Raw genomic sequence first — 17,922 nt, forward strand, 5'->3', positions numbered from 1 at the left:
GAAAAGACAGGATAAGCCACAATGCAAGAATGGAAAAGAACGTTTTTTTTCAATAATCAAGAGTTTTATTACAATCGTATAAGTTTTAATAATCCAACCGAAAGAGCGGTAGAAATACCTATTGCTTTTAACTTTCTTGCCACTATCAACAAACCAGCCAGCATCCTTGAAATCGGAAATGTACTATCTCATTATGAAAACCATTTGAGTGAAACGCTTGGTATAACATCAAGACGAATTGTTGACAAATTTGAAGTAGAACTAGGGGTAGATAATGAAGACTTAATGAACCTGCCATCGGAAGAAAAATACGACGCGATTGTCTCACTTTCTACAGTCGAACACATTGGACAAAAAGGAGATCCTTCTGGTGGATATGGAGAGCAGGAAGAAAACCGCGATCTTGAAGGCCCATTAAAAGCAATTGCTAAGATATACGACCTACTTGCTCCTGATGGCAAAGCTTTGATTACCGTTCCTTTTGGAAAACTTATAGATGGGGAATGGTATATTCAACTTAGTAAAGAGTATTTGTATCTATTAGGTAAAAAATATGGAATTCCTAAAGAGGCTGTCTCAGTTAATTGTTTAAAGCTAATAGACAGAGAAACAACTGACCGTGGTTTTAACGTGCTTTGGGAAGAATTAGATGCTCTTGAACTGAGTTATGTGGAATATGGCTCGCCTTTTTCTCAAGCAAATGCGATCGCCGTTATCGAGCTGTCCAAGCTTTCAAGTGACTTTCACTTGAAATTAAATGTCGAGCCGAGTCCTCTGTTATACAATATGCCCTATGAGACGCGGACAGAATTCGAGCAAAACAAGGCTCTCTTACAGCAAACTCAGAGTGAATTGGCAGAATGTCAGTTGCAATTGCAACTGACTCAGAGCGAATGGGAACAATCGCAAGCAATCCAGCACCAGACTCAGAGTGAATTAGAACAATCCCAGTTACAACTCCATCAGACTCAGAGTCAATTGGAACAATCCCAGTTACAACTCCATCAGACTCAGAGTCAATTGCAACAATCCCAAGCAATCCAGCACCAGACTCAGAGCGAGTTGGAACAATCGCAAGCAATCCAGCACCAGACTCAGAGCGAATTGGAACAATCGCAAGCAATCCAGCACCAGACTCAGAGTGAATTGGAACAATCCCAGTTACAACTCCATCAGACTCAGAGTGAATTGGAACACTCCCAGTTACAACTGCATCAGACTCAGAGTGAATTAGAACAATCCCAAGCAATCCAGCAGCAGACTCAGAGTGAATTGGAACACTCCCAGTTACAACTGCATCAGACTCAGAGCGAATTGGAACAATCCCAAGCAATCCACCACCAGACTCAGAGTGAATTGGAACACTCCCAGTTACAACTGCATCAGACTCAGAGCGAATTGGAACAATCCCAGTTACAACTGCATCAAACTCAGAGTGAATTAGAACAATCCCAGTTACAACTGCATCAGACTCAGAGTGAATTGGAACAATCCCAAGCAATCCACCACCAGACTCAGAGCGAATTGGAACAATTGCAAGCAATACAGCACCAAACTCAGAGCGAATTGGAACAATCCCAAGCAATCCAGCACCAGACTCAGAGTGAATTAGAACAATCCCAAGCACTCCACCACCAAACTCAGAGTGAATTGGCACAATTCCAGTTAGAACTCCATCAGACTCATGGTCAGTTGGAACAATCCCAGTTACAACTCCATCAGATTCAGAGTGAATTGGAAAGATTAAAGTTTTCGCAAGCTAGGGTTAGAGAAACAGAGGTCAAAAGTCAGATGCAGTACAACGACTTCTTGTGGGAGGGGTGGTACGCTTATTGCAAAGGCGATAGGGCGGGGATGGCTAACTTTCTTAAAGAATCCTTGAAGTGCACGCCTTTTTCAACAACAGAAACAGTTTTGAACTGGTTAGAAAATTTTGGTCGCTTTTCGTCAGAAAAAGGAGATATCCTCGATACCAATACCTTAGTTAACTCAGCAGAATGGAAAGAATTGATGCGTCGCAGCATTAATGGCAAAACTGGGCTGACCATCCATTAGTAAGAGATTGCAAGCAATCTATGATTACCAACTCAGCAACAAGCAAGACGAATGTTAAATCATCAACTAAATAATTCTTTGGGTGTAAATTTAGCCGGTCATATAACCGGTGATTTTGGGCTAGCAGAAGCCGCGAGAGGAAATCTCAGAGCCCTAGAAGCAGCCAGAATTCCCTTTGCAGTTAAGGATCTAAAAATAGATTGGCTACCCAACTCCGATACCAGCTACAAAAAATTTTCCGACGCAAATCCATATCCAATCAATATAGTCCAAACCAACCCCAATTGGGTTGAGCAGATTTTAGCAGGATACTTTCCAGGTATTGGTTCTGAATATTTCAAAGGTAAATACAATATAGGTGTCTGGTTGTGGGAACTGCCAGTTTTCCCCTCTGAATGGCAGTGGGCCTTTGATTTATTTGATGAAATCTGGACTACCAGTAATTTTTGTGCAGAAGCATTTTCTGCCGTCTCCCAAGTTCCTGTACTCAAAATTCCGGTTAGCCTCGCATTCCCGCAACCATTATTAACAAGAGAAAACCTCAATTTACCCAAAGAGAAGTTTATTTTTCTATTTATGTTTGACTTTGGGAGTTCCTTTGAACGAAAAAATCCCTTTGCCACCGTTGAGGCATTTAAACGAGCTTTTGGTAAATCTAATCCAGATGTTTTACTCGTTCTCAAGTTTGCCAATGCTCATCTTTTCCCGGAACGGCGACAGGAACTAATTGATTTAGCTGAGGGTTGGTCATCCCTTCATTTTATAGACGGACATTTGCAAAAATCAGAGATTCATGCTTTGGTTAATAGTTGTGACTGTTATGTGTCTCTGCATCGGGCTGAGGGCTTCGGTTTAACAATGTCTGAAGCGATGTACTACGGCAAGCCAGTAATAGCGACAGCTTATTCATCTAATATGGAATTTATGAATGTTGGCAATAGTTTTCCGGTTAAATACGAACTGGTGACAACAACTGAGGATTATGGAGCTTACCCGAAAGGAAGTGTCTGGGCGGAACCTGATATTGCTAATGCTGCGTCTCTCATGCAGTCTGTATTTGAGAATTATCAAGAAGCTCAGAAAGTAGGAAAAATAGCAGCCAAGGAAATTAGGTCTTTATTAAGTCCTCAAGCTGTAGGTATAAAAATTAAAAATCGTCTTGAATTTATCATGGCACATCTCAATAAGACCCAGTTGTCAAATCGGTTTCATGAACTTCAGACAGAAAGAGATCTATTGGCTCGTCAAGCCCAAGTTTGGAGACAGACAGCATTACAGGTACAGAAAGAGTTAGCAAAACACTCTTAAGTTCAACGACAATAGCGCTGAATTGTCAAGCATTTATTCTCGATATTTCTTAAGTAAAAGACGAAAAATGTTAAATCAAACCCTAGATCCTAATTTCGGCATCAATTTTATCGGACACCTGAGCGGTGAATATGGTCTGGGAGAAGGTTCGAGGGCCACTCTCAGAGCGATCGAAGCTGCTGGCATTCCCTTTGCACTGAAAGATATTAAGGTAGATTGGCATCGAAATTTAGATAACAGCTACACAAGTTTTTCCGACCAAAATCCCTATCCCATTAACCTGATTCACACTCTACCAGAACCCGTTGTGTTCAACATGGTAGATCCCGAATGCTTTAAAGGTCGATACAATATTGGCTTCTGGGCATGGGAACTACCTATATTTCCCCCCGGGTGGCTGTACGCTTTTTCTTTATTTGACGAGATATGGACTTATAGCAATTACTGCGCTGAAGCGATCGCGCCTGTATCCCCCGTCCCTGTGATTAAGATGATGTCCAGCCTTGAATTTCCCGAACCGTCATTTGAGAGAGAAGCATTAGGATTACCCCAAGACAAATTTATTTTTTTGTTCATGTTCGACTTCCACAGTACCATAGGTCGTAAAAATCCTTTTGCTACTTTGGAGGCATTTAAACGAGCTTTTGCTCAATCGAATGAAGATGTCTTACTGGTACTCAAGTTTTCTAATGGCAACTTTTTTCCCAAAGAGCGAGACCAACTCAAAGCGCAAGCTGCAGGCTGGCCAGTTCATTTTATAGATGGGCATTTAAAGAGAGAAGAACTTCATGCTTTAGTTGCCAATTGCGACTGCTATGTTTCCCTGCACCGGGCCGAAGGGTTTGGTTTGACAATGGCGGAAGCGATGTACTACGGCAAACCTGTAATTGCGACTGGCTACTCATCCAATATGGAATTTATGAATGTCGGCAATAGTTTTCCAGTAAAATATGACATAGTGACGCTCACAGAAGATTATGGGCCTTACTTTAAAGGAAATTACTGGGCAGATCCCAGTATCGATCATGCAGCATCCTTAATGCAGTATGTTTTTGAGAATCCCCAAGCAGCGAGAAAAGTAGGAGCGAGAGCCTCTGAGGAAATTAAATCTTTATTGAGCCCTCAACTTCAAGGCATCAAAATCAAAAATCGATTGGAAATCATTAGAAATAGAATGAACCAATCTACAAACTGGTCAACCCGCATCCATCAGATGCAGCAAGAGACGGCTTGTAGCCATTCCCAAATTCAAGTGTGGCGGCAGACAGCACTGCAAGTTCAATCTGAGCTAGCGCAATACCAACGCTTTGCTAAGACTTGAAACCTTTTTTGATTTACTGTAGATATTTGTTATTAGGAGTTCAGTTATGGTCAACAATACAAGTTTAAATTTTGGAGTTAATATTATCGGTCATGTGAGTGGCGAGTTTGGTTTGGGCGGCGGTGTGCGAGGAACGATCAGAGCGATAGAAGCAGCTAACATTCCTTTTACAATCAAGGATCTGAAAGAAGATTCGCAACGCAACTTAGATTCTACATACACCAATTTTTCGAGCCAGCACTCTTATCCGATTAATATCGTTCATACCAACCCGCATGAGTCCTTGTTGAATTGTATCGATCCTGAGTTTTTTAATGATCGCTATAATATTGGTTTTTGGATTTGGGAACTTCCGGTATTTCCTGATTTTTTCATGGGGGCTTTTAATCGATTTGATGAAGTTTGGACTTATAGTAATTACACGGCTGAAACCATTTCTGATGTCTCGCCTCTTCCGGTGGTCAAATTACCGCCGAGCATTTATTTGCCGCCCAACTCGTTGGGGAGAGAAGCTTTAGGGCTGCCCAAAGAAAAATTTATTTTTCTGTTTATGTTCGACATGGGTAGCGGTTTTGAGCGAAAAAATCCTTTTGCTACCATTGAGGCGTTTAAAAAAGCTTTTGGGAAGTCTAATGAAGATGTTTTACTGATTATTAAGTTTCGACCTCATCCTTATTATCAAAATCAGTACGCTCAACTCAAAGCAATGACAGAAGACTGGCCCTCGATTCAACTTATCGAAGGGCATTTGAGCAAGGAAGAGGTTCATGGCTTAGTAGATCATTGTAACTGCTATGTATCGCTACATCGGGCTGAGGGTTTTGGTTTGACTATGGCAGAGGCCATGTATTACGGCAAGCCAGTCATAGCTACCGCTTATTCATCCAATACCGATTTTATGAATGTCGGCAATAGTTTTTTGGTGAAATACGATTTAGTGGCAACGACTGAAGCTTACGGACTATACCCAAAAGGTAGTATCTGGGCTGAGCCGGATATCGATCATACAGCTTCGCTCATGCAGTATGTTTTTGAAAATTATCCGCAAGCACAGCAAGTAGGAGCGAGAGCAGCTAAGGAGATTAGGTCTTTATTCAATCCAGAGGTTATTGGTCAAAAAATTAGACCTCGCCTGGAATATATTATGAGGACAAGAGAAGAGAAAAAGTTGTTTGAATCGCAAGCTCAAGCTTGGAAGCAAGCAGCGCTGCAAGCTCAGAGAGAACTAGACAGAGCAAGGCTTCAATTTTGATATTAGCAACTGGCTGGCATTAGGGATTATTTATGGTGCGTCTTCGGATAAATTAGCCTACAAATCTTCCGCTCGCATACAGCAAATGTAGAAACAATAAGAATTATCGGGATTATCATTTAACAGTTGGCTGTGAATAAATTCATGGTTGAGAGTTTCCTGGCTTGATGTTTCAATCGATTGTGAGAGATCAATAATACCCTTCGTATCCACTATTTTGAAATTATGCTTCTCCAAAAGCTTGCACAAATCATCGAAATAGTATTCTAGCTTGTGTTCAGGATGAATATAATTATTGGGAAACTGTAGCTTGGTAGCTTTCCTATTAGGAGTGTCAAGAGCAAACTTACCACCAGACTTTAACAATTTATAAACTTGGTCAAATAGTTGTTCTGCTTCTTCTGTGGTGATGTGTTCGATTGACTCTCCGGACCAAACTAAGTCAAAACTACTTTCCTGAAAACACCTTAAGTCTGTCATGCTTCCATAAACATATTCAATATTGCAATTTTGGTGCTTAACTTTTATTGGCCACTCTGGCCCGGGAAACATCATTTTATCTGGCGGGAAATCTCTAATATATAAATTTTCTGGAAGATGAGGATAGCCGAGCTGTAATAAAGCTCCTCTTTGATCTGATGCAGAATAACCTCCCAAATCTAATATCGCATTAGCAGGCGGTAGAAGTGTTCTAACCATTTTCATGCGAGCACTATGAAGTTTATTCTCCAACATAGAGTTGATATTTTCTTCAGTAAAGCCATGATTGCCACCTTCTTCACCTGTCAGCCTTTGTTGAAATTCATGAGCCTCAACCATTTTTTTTATAACAGTAGCTCGAGACGCACCTGTATTGAGTTCGTTTAACCAACCTTCCAGCCCATCAGAATCAGCTTCGCGCTCAAAAATTACCCAATATGCCATCCAGAGATAACTTTTGTCGCTTTTAGCATGAGTGGATAAAGTTTTTTGAATGGCTTCTTCCAGACGCTTTGCTGCTTCGGGGTTCATGGTGGTTCCTTTGATATCTATGAATGTAATTTTAATGGAAATTATGTTGTGACAGCGCATAAACCTGGCAAATACACGCTATTGTGCGATCACTACTTGCTTGAATATATCTAATTTCTAGTTACAAAGGCAGAGCCATCAGGTCAAGGTGTATCCTGTCATAATTCACTTTTTCGGCTAATTTTTGCCAGAAATTCATCACAAATGTCGTGTCAGGAGCCTCCAAGATTTTTCCTACTTCTTCAATGATAAATAACCGATAATTATACTGTGTCAGTTGTTTTAAATACCCTTCACCAACAGCATAGGGATGAAACTCAGTAAAAATAATAGGTCGGTGTTTATTTATTATCTGTTCCATACCCCGCAGTGCAATAGGTTCGTGTCCTTCTATATCCATTTTAATTACATTAATTTGTTTTTCAAATTGCAGCAATTCATCAAGTATCACTGATTGCACTAATTGATAATTTACAGATTCCTCAGATAACTCGACAACCCAACCATTAGATCCAGATGTCATTAACCTTAAAATTTGTTGAGAATCTGAAACTGCAAAGGGATAAACTGTAATATTCTTAAACTGATTTTCAACGGTACTTGCATATAACAGTTGTCTATTGTATTGGTTTGGTTCAAAAGATATTACTTTACCGTCATTTTTAACAATGCTTGCTGCTAGGAGACTGAAATACCCTATGTTAGCTCCGAGATCTAGAAAAACATCGCCTGATTTTAAGTGTGTAACAATAGCATCAGTCACATGAGGTTCATAGATCCTGGTATTAATGATTTCTTGACCAACGGCCGTGTCAGTAGTCATGGCATAGATTTTAAAATTTTCCAGTTCGATTAATACTTGACTTTCTTTACTTGCAAAGCTCTGCGTGCCTGGTTGTAAGCGGTGTTGAAATTCATTAGAATCGATCATGTTTGCGATTAAAGTAGGTCGAGTACATCCTTCTTTTAGCTGGTTTAAAAACATAGCTATTCCCTCTGGATCAGCTTCCCGTTCAAAGATTACTTGATATGCCATCCATAGATAACTTTTATCGTTTTTAGCATGAGTGGATAAAGTCTTTTTGATGGCTTCTTCTAGCCGCTGAGCTTCTTCAGGGTTCATGGTAATTCCTCTACTCTCGATTTATTTTTTCTAGTTGTAAATAACATCTTTGAGCCTACATCAAATTATGAAATACAGACTCTCTTCACGGAAAATTAGAAAATCTTGGGTTCTAACTCTAAGGCGTGACGGTAACAAGAACTGGCTTCATCAATTTGCCCTTTCTTAGTCAAAACTTCACCCAAATTATAGTGGAACCAAGAGAAATCAGGCTTAAGTTCGATCGCGCGGCGGTAAGCTGCGATCGCCCCCTCCAAATCTCCTTGATGCCGCAGCATATCCCCTAAATTGTTCTGGATATACGGATCGTCAGGTTTTAACTCGATCGCGCGGCGGTAACAGTTCATCGCTTCCTCCCGCTGACCTTTTGCACTCAAAGCATCCCCTAACAATTGGTAAGGTTTATACTCATTGGGTTGAACCTCAATAGCGTGGCGGTAACAAGCGATCGCCCGATCTGTGTCATTCTTCTGCGCGAATATCAGCCCCAACTGCAAATGTGCCTTACCGCATTGGGGATTTACCTGCAACGCCATCTGATAAAAGACGATCGCCCCATCCGGCCAACTCTGCCGCACCAAAGCATCAGCCAACCCCACATAAAGGTCAGCATCATTCGGCGCAATCTCCAGCGCCTTGTGATACAACTGCACATCCTCGGGATTCTCCTGAATCGCCTTTCGGTACAAACCCATTGACTGCTGCAAATCCCACTGCGATCGCATCCTCAAAGCATCAGCCAGCTTTTGCGAAATCCACGGCAAATCCGGCTGAATTTCCACAGCACGGCGGTAAGAAGCGATCGCCTCATCCCACCGTTCCAGCTTCTCCAGAGCCGTCCCCATGTTGTAATAAGTCCACGCAAAATCAGGATTCAACTCGGCCGCGCGACGGTAAACTGCGATCGCCTCGTCCCACCTTTCCATTTCTAGCAGCGCGTCGCCCAACTTGCTCTGCGACCAGAAAAAATTCGGGTCGATTTCGTTAGCCCGCCGGTACGCAACAACCGCCTCATCCCAACGTTCCAAATTCACCAGCGTTTCTGCTAGATTGTTGTGCGCCCAAAAATGGTCGGGATTCAGTTCGATCGACCTTTGGTAAGCCGAAATTGCCTCTTCCCACCGTTCCAATTTAATCAGCGCATCTGCTAAATAGTTGTGCGACCAACTGAAATCTGGATTTAATTCTGTTGCTTTGCGGTAAGCATTTACAGCTTCTTCCCACCGTTCCAACTTCAGCAAAACATCAGCTAAATTGTTGTGAGACCAGCTAAAATCTGGATTTAATTCGATCGCCTTCCGGTAAGCATTTACAGCTTCCTCCCACCGTTCCAACTTCACCAGCGACTCAGCTAAATTGTTGTGCGACCAAGAAAGTTCGGGATTATTTCTAATAGCGTTGCTGTAAGCATCTACCGCCGCTTCCCACTGTTCTTGACTTCTGAGAATTTCGCCCAATTCATGATAAGCTGCACCAGCATTTGGGTTCAACTCAACCGCGCGCCGGTAACAGTCAATACCTTGATTTACCTTACCTTGCTCGATCAAAGTTTTGGCTAAATTCTCGTGTTCCTCGGCGGTGCCAGACTTGGGGTCGATCGCATAGGCCCGGTACAAAGCCTCAGCAGCCGCCTCAGACTTCCCTAATTGAGTTAAAAGTTTTGCAAAATTGCGGAAAGCGCCGGCGAAATCCGGCTTCAGGGCGATCGCCTTTTCGTAAGCAGAAACCGCTTGCTGCCACTGTTCCTGCTGCGCGCAAATGCTGCCGTAATTAGCATAAGCTTCAGCAAAATTCGGATTAATTTCTATTGCTTTGACATAGCAACTTTTAGCTTCATCAATTTTTCCAACCGCTTGCAGGGCGTTGCCGAGCATTTTGTAAAGTGGCGCTTCCGGCTTAATTTGTAGAGCTTTCTTGCAAGCAGAAATTGCCTGTTCCCATTTACCCTGAGCAAAATAACCTTCTGCGAGTATTTTGTATGCTTCTGGATCTTCTGTAGTAATTCCAGCATTAACAGGTTGCTGAACTTGTTGACGCCCAAGCTGTTGTTGAAGTTGTTGCGGTATTTGGTTCAGTATTTCTTGCGGTATTTTCCGCAATATTTGCTCAGGTATTTGTTGTTTAACTTGTTGTTGTTGAACCTGTTGCGGTATTTGTTGTTTAACTTGTGGCGGCTTAGCAGCACCATTTGTCGCGGTTGCACCAGCCAAAGTTTGCTCTCCATCGCTGCCATTTCTAGCATTAGCTGCGTTCAGTTCAATAGCTTTGCGATAATATACTGTGGCTTCTTCTAACTTGCCTTGTTTTTTGAGGGCTTCGCCGATATTTTGGTAGGCTTGCGCCAGATTAGGATTTAATTTTATGGCGCGATCGTAACAAGAAATAGCTTCGGGCAACCTTTCCTGGCGGAAAAAAGCATCGCCCATACTCAAGTGTTCCGAGGGCTTGGCTGTTTCCGGTTCCAAAGAAAATGCGCGATACCAGCATTCCTGAGATTCTGCCCCTTTGCCAATTTGTCCGAATACTTTTGCTAAATTGCGGTATACTCCGGCGAAATTCGGTTTCAGGGCGATCGCCTTTTGATAAAATCCGATCGCCTCCTGCCATTTTTCCTGCTGCGCGCTAAGGCTGCCCAAATTCGCGTATACTTCCGCAAAATTCGGTTCTATTTCCACAGCTTTAGCGTACCAGTGCCGCGCCTCTTCCATCCTGCCTTGAGCTTGCAGCGCCTTACCCAAAGTCTTGTAAGCGGGTGCAAAATTGGGGTGCATTTTCAAAGCTTGCTCGCAGGAGGCGATCGCTTCTTCTAATTTTCCTTGGGATAAATATATTTCTCCCTGTTGGTTAAATTGAACCGCTGTTGATTCTGTATTTACTGTTGATGGCATAGGGGCGGTGGCGACTGAGGCAGCAATTAAATAGGGTAGTTAAAGCGTTTCACAATTATACTCGCGTTTGACACTAACAGTAGCAGGGTTGTTCCCCTAATTATTAATTTTTTTGACTTCGGGTGCTGGGGAGAAACCGGGTTGCTGGGATGTTTTGTGGATTTGGCTGCTAAATATAGGTATTGTCCTTATTTCTAAAATGTAGGGAAACGGCATTGCCGTGTCCTTATTTCTTGGGAAAGAGGATACGGCAGTGCCGTTTCCTACGGAAATCCCGGATAAGGCAGTGCCGTTTCCAGAACGAAATCCCGGACACGGCAGTATTGAAGAAAGATATTACAATAAGTCAACAGTAAATGTTCTGTCAACTTTTCCTCAAATTGCGGTGATTTTGATGTTATTAGAGCCACCACCTCAACTTGTCGGTGAAAAGCGCCTGATATTTCGCGATCTCGATTGGCGCGCCTTCAAGCAAATTCAAAGTTTGCTGGCGGATCGCACCCGCGCCCGCTTCACCTACGATAACGGAGCGTTAGAAATTACTATGCCCCTGGAAGAACACGAACGCTCTGCTCGCTTGATAGAACTCTTTATCAGAATCCTTGTGGTTGAAATGGGGATGAAAATTAAGACGATGGGATCGACTACACTCGATCGCGAAGACCTACTCAAGAGCGCCGAGCCAGACAATGGGTATTACATCCAGAATTATGCCTTAGTTGCCGATCGCCCGGTTAATTTAAATGTCGATCCAGCGCCCGATTTAGTCGTGGAAGTGGATATTACTAATACCGATATCAATAAAAATACACTCTATGCGAGTATGGGAGTGCCTGAGTTTTGGCGGTTTAACGGGCGGGTATGGCGAATTCTGCAATTAGTTGATGGGGGCTATGTCGAGTGCGATCGATCTCCGACTTTTGGCATCATTGAAAAAACGGATTTATTCCGGTTTCTAGAAGTGGCTTTCATTGATGAAGTTGCCGCAGAGATTGATTTTCGTCAATGGGTGCGAGGGCAGATTCAATGCCCAGTTGAGAAAGTGCGATCGGCATAATTCGCAGTAATATCGTGTCCGGTAGGCGATCGTAATAAAAACATTGCTGTCAATTGACCGGACACAATATAATACCAATTATCAACAATCATTTGACATTAGCCGTGCGATCGCACCCAAAGGAGAAGAGTCTTTTTAGCAAAAAACGATCGCCATTTTCCCAAGCCGTGCGATCGCCTTTTTGTCAACAATTAGTTAACAACTATTAGTAATTACTAATCAAGCTCCTGCCGCGGCTGCTTCTTCTTCTACATCTTCGGCTTCAGAACCTGCTTGAATTCCCAGCACGCTAACAACCACCTGAGTTGGTTCGCCGAGAGCTACCACTCCCGCAGGCAAAACTAATTCCTCAATGTGCAGCGCATCCCCTACTTTTAAATTAGAAATATCTACTTCTATTGATTCAGGAATGCTGTCAGGTTTGCACTTAACTGCTAGTTGGGTCAGCACGGTATCCAAGATGCCGCCTTCTAACTTGACACCGACAGATTCGCCGACAAAATTCAGCGACACTTCAACTTCCAGGCTGTCTTGACTCGCGACGGAGAAAAAGCTCAGGTGGTAAGGATAGCCCTTCCAAGGATGAACTTGAACTTCTCGGAGCAAGGTTTTTCCGCTCCAAGAGAGGTCGGGAATACTGAGGTCAATTAGGGCGTTGTTGACTACGTGCTTTTTGAGCAGGTTTTCAACTGTTTTGGCTTTGACGGTAAGGGCTATGGATTCAGAGCCTTTGTGGCCGTAGAGGACGGCGGGAATCAATCCTGAGCGGCGGAGGGCGTTAGGCTTGCTGCCTTCTGCCCGCTTTTGACATTCTACTGCGAGTTCCATTTTATTACTTTCTGTTGATTGTTTTTACATTTTATCAAATTTGTGCAAAGCGCGATCGAACTTAATTAAATTCCCTGATAATTAGTCATTAGTCATTAGTCATTAGTCATTAGTCATTGGTCATTAGTCATTAGTCATTGGTCATTAGTCATTAGTCATTGGTCATTAATGATTGGGCATTAGTCATTTTAGCCGAAGAGCGACTTGTGAGCTGGCGCAGCCGAAGCAAGCCGAAGGCTAGTCATTGGTGATTCGACAATTCTTCGCCAAGGCGTGTCAACAATCAGAGCATCTGGTGTTTTGCAACGCCGCATTTTTTTATTATAGTGCGATCGCATCAAATGCAAAACACAAATGTTCCCGTCAAAAATCGCCTAAAAACCTTTGTATCTCTTGTTTATAACTGAGCCTCTCTCTCCCTAAATCCCCCTCAAAAAGGGGAGTAGGGGTTGAGTTTGAGGACTCCGGTTCCCCCCTTCTCAAGGGGGGCTAGGGGGGATCGACTGATACTATACTTGAGATCAAGTTGATAATGATGATTCTCCCAATCTCCGGCTATCCGATCGCTCTTTGACCCTATCTAAAATCCCAAATCGGCAATCTAAAATGCTTTGGCTGCGGGATGGCCGTCAGCAGACAGCAAAGCGCGCTTGGGCCCGTGAATCGGGTCTTCGACAATGATAGTTTGGTCGCGGCTGGCTCCGAGAGATACAATTGCGATCGGCACTTCCATTAAGTCCGCCAAAAACTTGAGATAATCCAAAGCTTGTGACGGCAAATCTTCCAACTTGCGGCAATCTTCCGTAGACTGTTTCCAACCGGGAAGGGTTTGGTAAATGGGCTTGCACTGAGCAAATATCCGGGAACTTTTCGGGAAATCTATACAGCGTTCGCCGTTAATTTCGTAAGCAACACAAACTTTTATTTCTTCTAATTCATCCAAAACATCGAGTTTGGTAATTGCCAGACAGTCCAGGCCGTTGATGCGGACTGCGTAGCGGCCGATTACTGCGTCGAACCAGCCGCAGCGACGTTTCCGGCCGGTTGTGGTGCCGAATTCTGCACCTCTTTCGCCTAAAACTGCGCCTATCCCATCGACCATTTCGGTAGGGAAGGGGCCTTCTCCGACGCGGGTTGTGTAGGCTTTTGCTACGCCAATGACGCGATCGATCGCTGTGGGCCCGACACCAGTTCCCACGCAAGCGCCGCCCGCGATGGGATTGCTAGAAGTAACGTAAGGATACGTGCCGTGGTCTAAGTCTAATAAAGTGCCTTGCGCGCCTTCAAACAGAATATTTTTGCGCGTGTGAAGTCCCTCATAAATTTTCAGGGAACTGTCTACTACGTGCGGCCGCAAACGTTCTGCATAAACTTGATATTCATCAAAAACATCTTGCGGATTGAGAGGCGGCAAATTGTAGAGTTTTTCCAGAATGACATTCTTATGATGAATCGTCCATTCCAGTTGTTCTCGGAAGCCTTCCAAGTCCATCAAGTCGAGCATCCGAATGCCTGTGCGTTCCGACTTGTCGGCGTAGGTAGGGCCGATGCCGCGTCCCGTCGTCCCGATTTTATAATTTCCCCGCTGTTGTTCCGATGCCACATCGATTAATCGGTGATAGGGCATGGTGATGTGAGCCGTCTCTGAAATCATCAGGGAGGCAGTCGAAATATTCAGTTTTTCTAGCTGATCTAACTCTGCAATTAAAACTTTAGGGTCAATTACCGTGCCGCAGCCGATGATACACTGTGTATCGGGATAGAGAATCCCGGACGGAATTAAGTGCAATTTGAAAGTTTGACCGTTGACTACCACGGTGTGACCGGCGTTGACGCCCCCTTGGTACCGTACAACGATATCTGCGGATTTGCTGAGCAAATCGGTAATTTTGCCTTTTCCTTCATCGCCCCACTGGGCGCCGATCACAACTACGTTAGCCAAGGGTTTCTCGCGTTCAGTTCAGGTTGACACAAACTCCGATTATGTACGAAGCTGTCGCGGATGTCAAATATATTTTTGTTACAATTGAGAAAGTTGAGGCTCTATGGCGCTTTCAACCCACTTCCAGCACGATCGGGGGAGAGGGGGAGAATGGGAGAGGGGGAGAATGGGAATAGTCCCTGGCAAATATGCAGCTTAAATGTGGAGCCGCTTACCTGCTTGCAGGAATTAAGATTAAGAGGAGATGACTTTTTTAAATAGATACAACTGTAGGGAAGATCCAAGTAATTAGATAAGATTCATAAATCTTTGATTGAGAGGGAAACTGCAGATGTGCTTCGACTTCTCGAAGGGTATGGAGATGAACGCAGATGAATGCAATCTTGTTGATTGTCGAGTAATTTATTCCCCAATTATTCAATCCAAAATCCCAAATCTAAAATCTAAAATCCCATGACTTTACACGCTGAGTTGCACCGACATTTAGGCGGTTCTGTGGTTCCTCGGATTCTGTGGCGGTATTTCGATCGCCATAACGCCGCAATGGTTGAGAGATTTCAACACTACTCTGCTTTTGAGGATTTTTACACTCGTCCGCGCAATACTCTCGATGAGTATTTGGAACTGCACACGCTGGTAGAAAGCGTGCAAACTGTGGAGACTTTGCCTTATTTCATCTATCGGTTGATGCGCGGCGCTTACGTATTTGAAAATCTGGCTTATTTGGAGTTGCGCTATACGCCTTATTTGCGGACTCCAGAGCATTTGGAACAGTCAAAACGCATTGATTTGATGGCAGAAATTGTACGGGTTGTGGGTAAGGCCAGTCAAATTGGCGATTGTCCCATTGTGACTAGCCAAATTTTGTGTATGCACTCGCGTTTACCCTATGAAGTGAATCGGGCGATCGTCGATTTGGCAGCCGAGATGGGAGAATATGTTTGTGCGATCGATCTTGCGGGCGGCGATGCCGCTATTGGCGATCGCCTGGATGAGTTTGTCGGATTGTATCAGTACGCAAGGTCGATCGGCATTAAGACAACCGGCCATCTCTACGAAACCACCTCTGGCTGTTATCCCGAACTTCTGCCCTATTTGATGCGTATCGGCCACGGGATTCAAATTCCGCTAAAATATCCCGAACTGCTGCCAGAAATCGCGCGCAGGGGTCAATGCTTGGAGGTTTGCCCGACTACCTATCTCAAAACCGGGACATTGGAGGATATGGGGGAATTGAAAGTAGTGTTCGATCGATGTTTTGAAGCTGGTGTCGATATTGCCATTTGTACCGACAACGCGGGATTGCACAACGTGCGGCTGCCTTTTGAGTACGAGAATTTGTTGACTCGGGATATCATTGATTTTCGGCAGTTACAAGCGTGTCAGGATGCTGCTTTTCGTCATGCTTTTGCGTGGCCCTACGACGGGCGGCCTGTAAAAATGCTGACTGGTTTGTTGCAACATTAGTCGGTTGGTGCGATCGTTAATTAGCAAAGAATATCTATTTAACGAACCGCGAAGGCGCAAAGGACACGAAGGGTAGGACATGAAGGAAGAGAAAGAAGAAGATAGGTAGATATTTTCAGCAAAAGACTATACTTGGAAATAAGAAAAGCTCTTTCTTCTCTGCCTTCGCGCTCTTTGCGTCTTCGCGGTTCGTTTAAAAGAGATATTTGTAAAATTATAATAACTGTGGGGCGATCGCCAATCGGTAACAAGTTATAGTTTGGACACAAAAGTATCAAGATAAAAGGATAAAAAAATATGACAAATATGGACGCTTATTGGATGCCTTTCACGGCTAACCGACAGTTTAAAGCTAATCCGCGCATCTTGGTTTCGGCAAAAGATATGCACTTTACAACCGATGATAACCGCTCAATTCTCGACGGGATTGCGGGGCTTTGGTGCGTGAATGCAGGGCACTGTCGCCCGAAAATTGTTGAGGCAATTCACAAGCAAGTATCGACTCTAGATTATGCCCCACCTTTTCAGATGGGACACCCCGGCGCTTTTGAATTAGCGGAACGTTTGGTGAAGATGATTCCGGGCAATTTCGATCGCGTTTTCTTCACTAATTCGGGTTCCGAGTCTGTAGACACGGCTTTGAAAATTGCGATTGCTTATCACCGGGCGAAAGGTGAAGGAACTCGTCAAAGATTGATTGGTAGGGAACGCGGTTATCACGGCGTTGGTTTTGGGGGAATTTCTGTCGGCGGTATTGGCCCTAATCGTAAATGTTTTGGCAGTTTGCTGACAGGAGTGGATCATTTACCTCACACTCATAATTTAGAACACAATGCTTTCAGTCGCAAACAACCGAAATGGGGCGCGCATTTGGCGGATGAATTGGAACGGATTGTGGCTTTGCACGATGCGTCGAATATTGCAGCGGTAATTGTCGAACCGGTGGCTGGTTCTACGGGGGTTTTGATTCCGCCGCAAGGTTATTTGCAGCGGCTGCGGGAGATTTGTGACAAGTACGGAATTCTGCTGATTTTTGATGAGGTAATTACTGGATTTGGCAGGCTGGGTTCGAGTTTTGCTACTGAATATTTTGGGGTGGTTCCCGATATTGTGACGGTGGCGAAGGGGATAACTAACGGTACTGTGCCGATGGGGGCGGTGTTTGTGAAGGAGGGAATTTATGATACTTTTATGAATGCTCCTGAAAATGCGATCGAGCTTTTTCACGGTTATACTTATTCTGGTCATCCCCTAGCCTGCGCTGCTGCTTTGGCGACGCTGGATATTTATGAGGAAGAAAGGCTGTTTGAACGGGCTAATAAGTTAGCTGATTATTGGGAAAATGCGGTTCATTCTTTGAAGGGCGTGCGCCACGTCATTGATGTGCGAAATCTCGGACTTGTGGCGGGGATTGAGTTGGAATCTATCCCTGGGAAGCCGGGAAAACGGGCTTTTGATTGTTTCTTGCAGTGCTTTGAAAAAGGGTTGTTGATTCGCACGACTGGTGATATTATTGCTTTGTCGCCTCCGTTGATTATTGAGCAGGAACATATCGATCGCATTTTGGAAATTTTAACTGCGGTTTTGCAGGAATTGGAGTAAGATTTAAACGAACCGCGAAGGCGCTAAGGACACGAAGGAAGAGAGAGAGAAGAAGATCGGGAAAATCT

The 17,922-nt window shown here is 43.9% G+C and carries 14 protein-coding genes; 9 read left to right on the top strand and 5 right to left on the bottom strand.

Annotation, left to right across the window (positions count from 1 at the left end; all coding sequences use genetic code 11):
- Window positions 1-21: 21 nt before the first annotated feature.
- The 4 genes from QUA97_RS03060 to QUA97_RS03075 all read left to right on the top strand — a co-directional run bounded on the left by QUA97_RS03060 (window position 22) and on the right by QUA97_RS03075 (window position 5,936).
- Window positions 22-2,055 carry a hypothetical protein gene (locus QUA97_RS03060; RefSeq protein ID WP_333192929.1) on the top strand — a complete coding sequence of 678 codons (2,034 nt, stop codon included), beginning with the start codon at window positions 22-24 and terminating at the stop codon, window positions 2,053-2,055.
- A gap of 51 nt (window positions 2,056-2,106) precedes the next feature.
- Window positions 2,107-3,363, top strand: coding sequence for a glycosyltransferase family 4 protein (locus QUA97_RS03065; protein WP_333192931.1), 1,257 nt, complete (start codon window positions 2,107-2,109; stop codon window positions 3,361-3,363).
- Window positions 3,364-3,430: 67 nt separating this feature from the next.
- Complete coding sequence (locus QUA97_RS03070) at window positions 3,431-4,684, top strand: glycosyltransferase (protein WP_333192933.1); 1,254 nt, start codon at window positions 3,431-3,433, stop codon at window positions 4,682-4,684.
- 46 nt (window positions 4,685-4,730) lie between these two features.
- Entirely contained in the window at window positions 4,731-5,936 is a 1,206-nt protein-coding gene (locus QUA97_RS03075; protein ID WP_333192935.1) for a glycosyltransferase family 4 protein, read from the top strand.
- A 57-nt stretch (window positions 5,937-5,993) separates the two neighbouring features.
- Here the strand turns inward: QUA97_RS03075 and QUA97_RS03080 are convergent, their stop codons facing one another.
- The 3 genes from QUA97_RS03080 to QUA97_RS03090 form a co-directional block, all read right to left on the bottom strand.
- Window positions 5,994-6,947: a DUF4214 domain-containing protein gene (locus QUA97_RS03080; RefSeq protein ID WP_333192938.1), complete on the bottom strand. Its 954-nt coding sequence runs from the start codon at window positions 6,945-6,947 to the stop codon at window positions 5,994-5,996.
- Window positions 6,948-7,068: 121 nt separating this feature from the next.
- Complete coding sequence (locus tag QUA97_RS03085; protein ID WP_333192940.1) at window positions 7,069-8,070, bottom strand: FkbM family methyltransferase; 1,002 nt, start codon at window positions 8,068-8,070, stop codon at window positions 7,069-7,071.
- A gap of 95 nt (window positions 8,071-8,165) precedes the next feature.
- Window positions 8,166-10,958: a tetratricopeptide repeat protein gene (locus QUA97_RS03090; protein ID WP_333192942.1), complete on the bottom strand. Its 2,793-nt coding sequence runs from the start codon at window positions 10,956-10,958 to the stop codon at window positions 8,166-8,168.
- Window positions 10,959-11,178: 220 nt separating this feature from the next.
- Here QUA97_RS03090 and QUA97_RS03095 point away from each other — a divergent pair, with 220 nt between their 5' ends.
- Together QUA97_RS03095 and QUA97_RS03100 are read left to right on the top strand one after the other, a co-directional pair.
- A complete protein-coding gene (locus QUA97_RS03095; RefSeq protein WP_333116765.1) occupies window positions 11,179-12,015 on the top strand; it encodes a Uma2 family endonuclease in 837 nt (278 codons plus the stop codon).
- A gap of 53 nt (window positions 12,016-12,068) precedes the next feature.
- A complete protein-coding gene (locus QUA97_RS03100; protein ID WP_333192945.1) occupies window positions 12,069-12,224 on the top strand; it encodes a hypothetical protein in 156 nt (51 codons plus the stop codon).
- Window positions 12,225-12,234: 10 nt separating this feature from the next.
- Here QUA97_RS03100 and QUA97_RS03105 read toward each other — a convergent pair whose 3' ends face one another.
- Both QUA97_RS03105 and QUA97_RS03110 read right to left on the bottom strand, forming a co-directional pair.
- The gene (locus QUA97_RS03105) at window positions 12,235-12,843 is read right to left on the bottom strand and encodes a 50S ribosomal protein L25/general stress protein Ctc (protein ID WP_333192948.1); all 609 of its coding nucleotides are present in this window, start codon (window positions 12,841-12,843) and stop codon (window positions 12,235-12,237) included.
- Window positions 12,844-13,444: 601 nt separating this feature from the next.
- A complete protein-coding gene (locus tag QUA97_RS03110) occupies window positions 13,445-14,785 on the bottom strand; it encodes an adenylosuccinate synthase (RefSeq protein WP_194068275.1) in 1,341 nt (446 codons plus the stop codon).
- 41 nt (window positions 14,786-14,826) lie between these two features.
- Here QUA97_RS03110 and QUA97_RS03115 point away from each other — a divergent pair, with 41 nt between their 5' ends.
- The 3 genes from QUA97_RS03115 to QUA97_RS03125 all read left to right on the top strand — a co-directional run bounded on the left by QUA97_RS03115 (window position 14,827) and on the right by QUA97_RS03125 (window position 17,854).
- Window positions 14,827-14,961, top strand: coding sequence for a hypothetical protein (locus tag QUA97_RS03115; RefSeq protein ID WP_333192952.1), 135 nt, complete (start codon window positions 14,827-14,829; stop codon window positions 14,959-14,961).
- A 277-nt stretch (window positions 14,962-15,238) separates the two neighbouring features.
- The gene (locus QUA97_RS03120) at window positions 15,239-16,252 is read left to right on the top strand and encodes an adenosine deaminase (RefSeq protein WP_333192955.1); all 1,014 of its coding nucleotides are present in this window, start codon (window positions 15,239-15,241) and stop codon (window positions 16,250-16,252) included.
- Between the two features lie 297 nt (window positions 16,253-16,549).
- Window positions 16,550-17,854, top strand: coding sequence for an aspartate aminotransferase family protein (locus tag QUA97_RS03125; protein ID WP_333192958.1), 1,305 nt, complete (start codon window positions 16,550-16,552; stop codon window positions 17,852-17,854).
- The last annotated feature ends 68 nt before the right edge of the window (window positions 17,855-17,922 follow it).

The organism is Microcoleus sp. CZ3-B2 (assembly GCF_036705055.1).
In the GTDB taxonomy this organism is placed as follows: Bacteria; Cyanobacteriota; Cyanobacteriia; order Cyanobacteriales; family Microcoleaceae; genus Microcoleus.

Excerpts from the sequence above, each read along its gene's own strand:
- QUA97_RS03060 (WP_333192929.1), top strand. The coding sequence starts at position 22 with ATGCAAGAATGGAAAAGAACGTTTTTTTTCAATAATCAAGAGTTTTAT.
- QUA97_RS03065 (WP_333192931.1), top strand. The coding sequence starts at position 2,107 with ATGTTAAATCATCAACTAAATAATTCTTTGGGTGTAAATTTAGCCGGT.
- QUA97_RS03070 (WP_333192933.1), top strand. The coding sequence starts at position 3,431 with ATGTTAAATCAAACCCTAGATCCTAATTTCGGCATCAATTTTATCGGA.
- QUA97_RS03075 (WP_333192935.1), top strand. The coding sequence starts at position 4,731 with ATGGTCAACAATACAAGTTTAAATTTTGGAGTTAATATTATCGGTCAT.
- QUA97_RS03080 (WP_333192938.1), bottom strand. The coding sequence starts at position 6,947 with ATGAACCCCGAAGCAGCAAAGCGTCTGGAAGAAGCCATTCAAAAAACT.
- QUA97_RS03085 (WP_333192940.1), bottom strand. The coding sequence starts at position 8,070 with ATGAACCCTGAAGAAGCTCAGCGGCTAGAAGAAGCCATCAAAAAGACT.
- QUA97_RS03090 (WP_333192942.1), bottom strand. The coding sequence starts at position 10,958 with ATGCCATCAACAGTAAATACAGAATCAACAGCGGTTCAATTTAACCAA.
- QUA97_RS03105 (WP_333192948.1), bottom strand. The coding sequence starts at position 12,843 with ATGGAACTCGCAGTAGAATGTCAAAAGCGGGCAGAAGGCAGCAAGCCT.
- QUA97_RS03115 (WP_333192952.1), top strand. The coding sequence starts at position 14,827 with ATGTACGAAGCTGTCGCGGATGTCAAATATATTTTTGTTACAATTGAG.
- QUA97_RS03120 (WP_333192955.1), top strand. The coding sequence starts at position 15,239 with ATGACTTTACACGCTGAGTTGCACCGACATTTAGGCGGTTCTGTGGTT.
- QUA97_RS03125 (WP_333192958.1), top strand. The coding sequence starts at position 16,550 with ATGACAAATATGGACGCTTATTGGATGCCTTTCACGGCTAACCGACAG.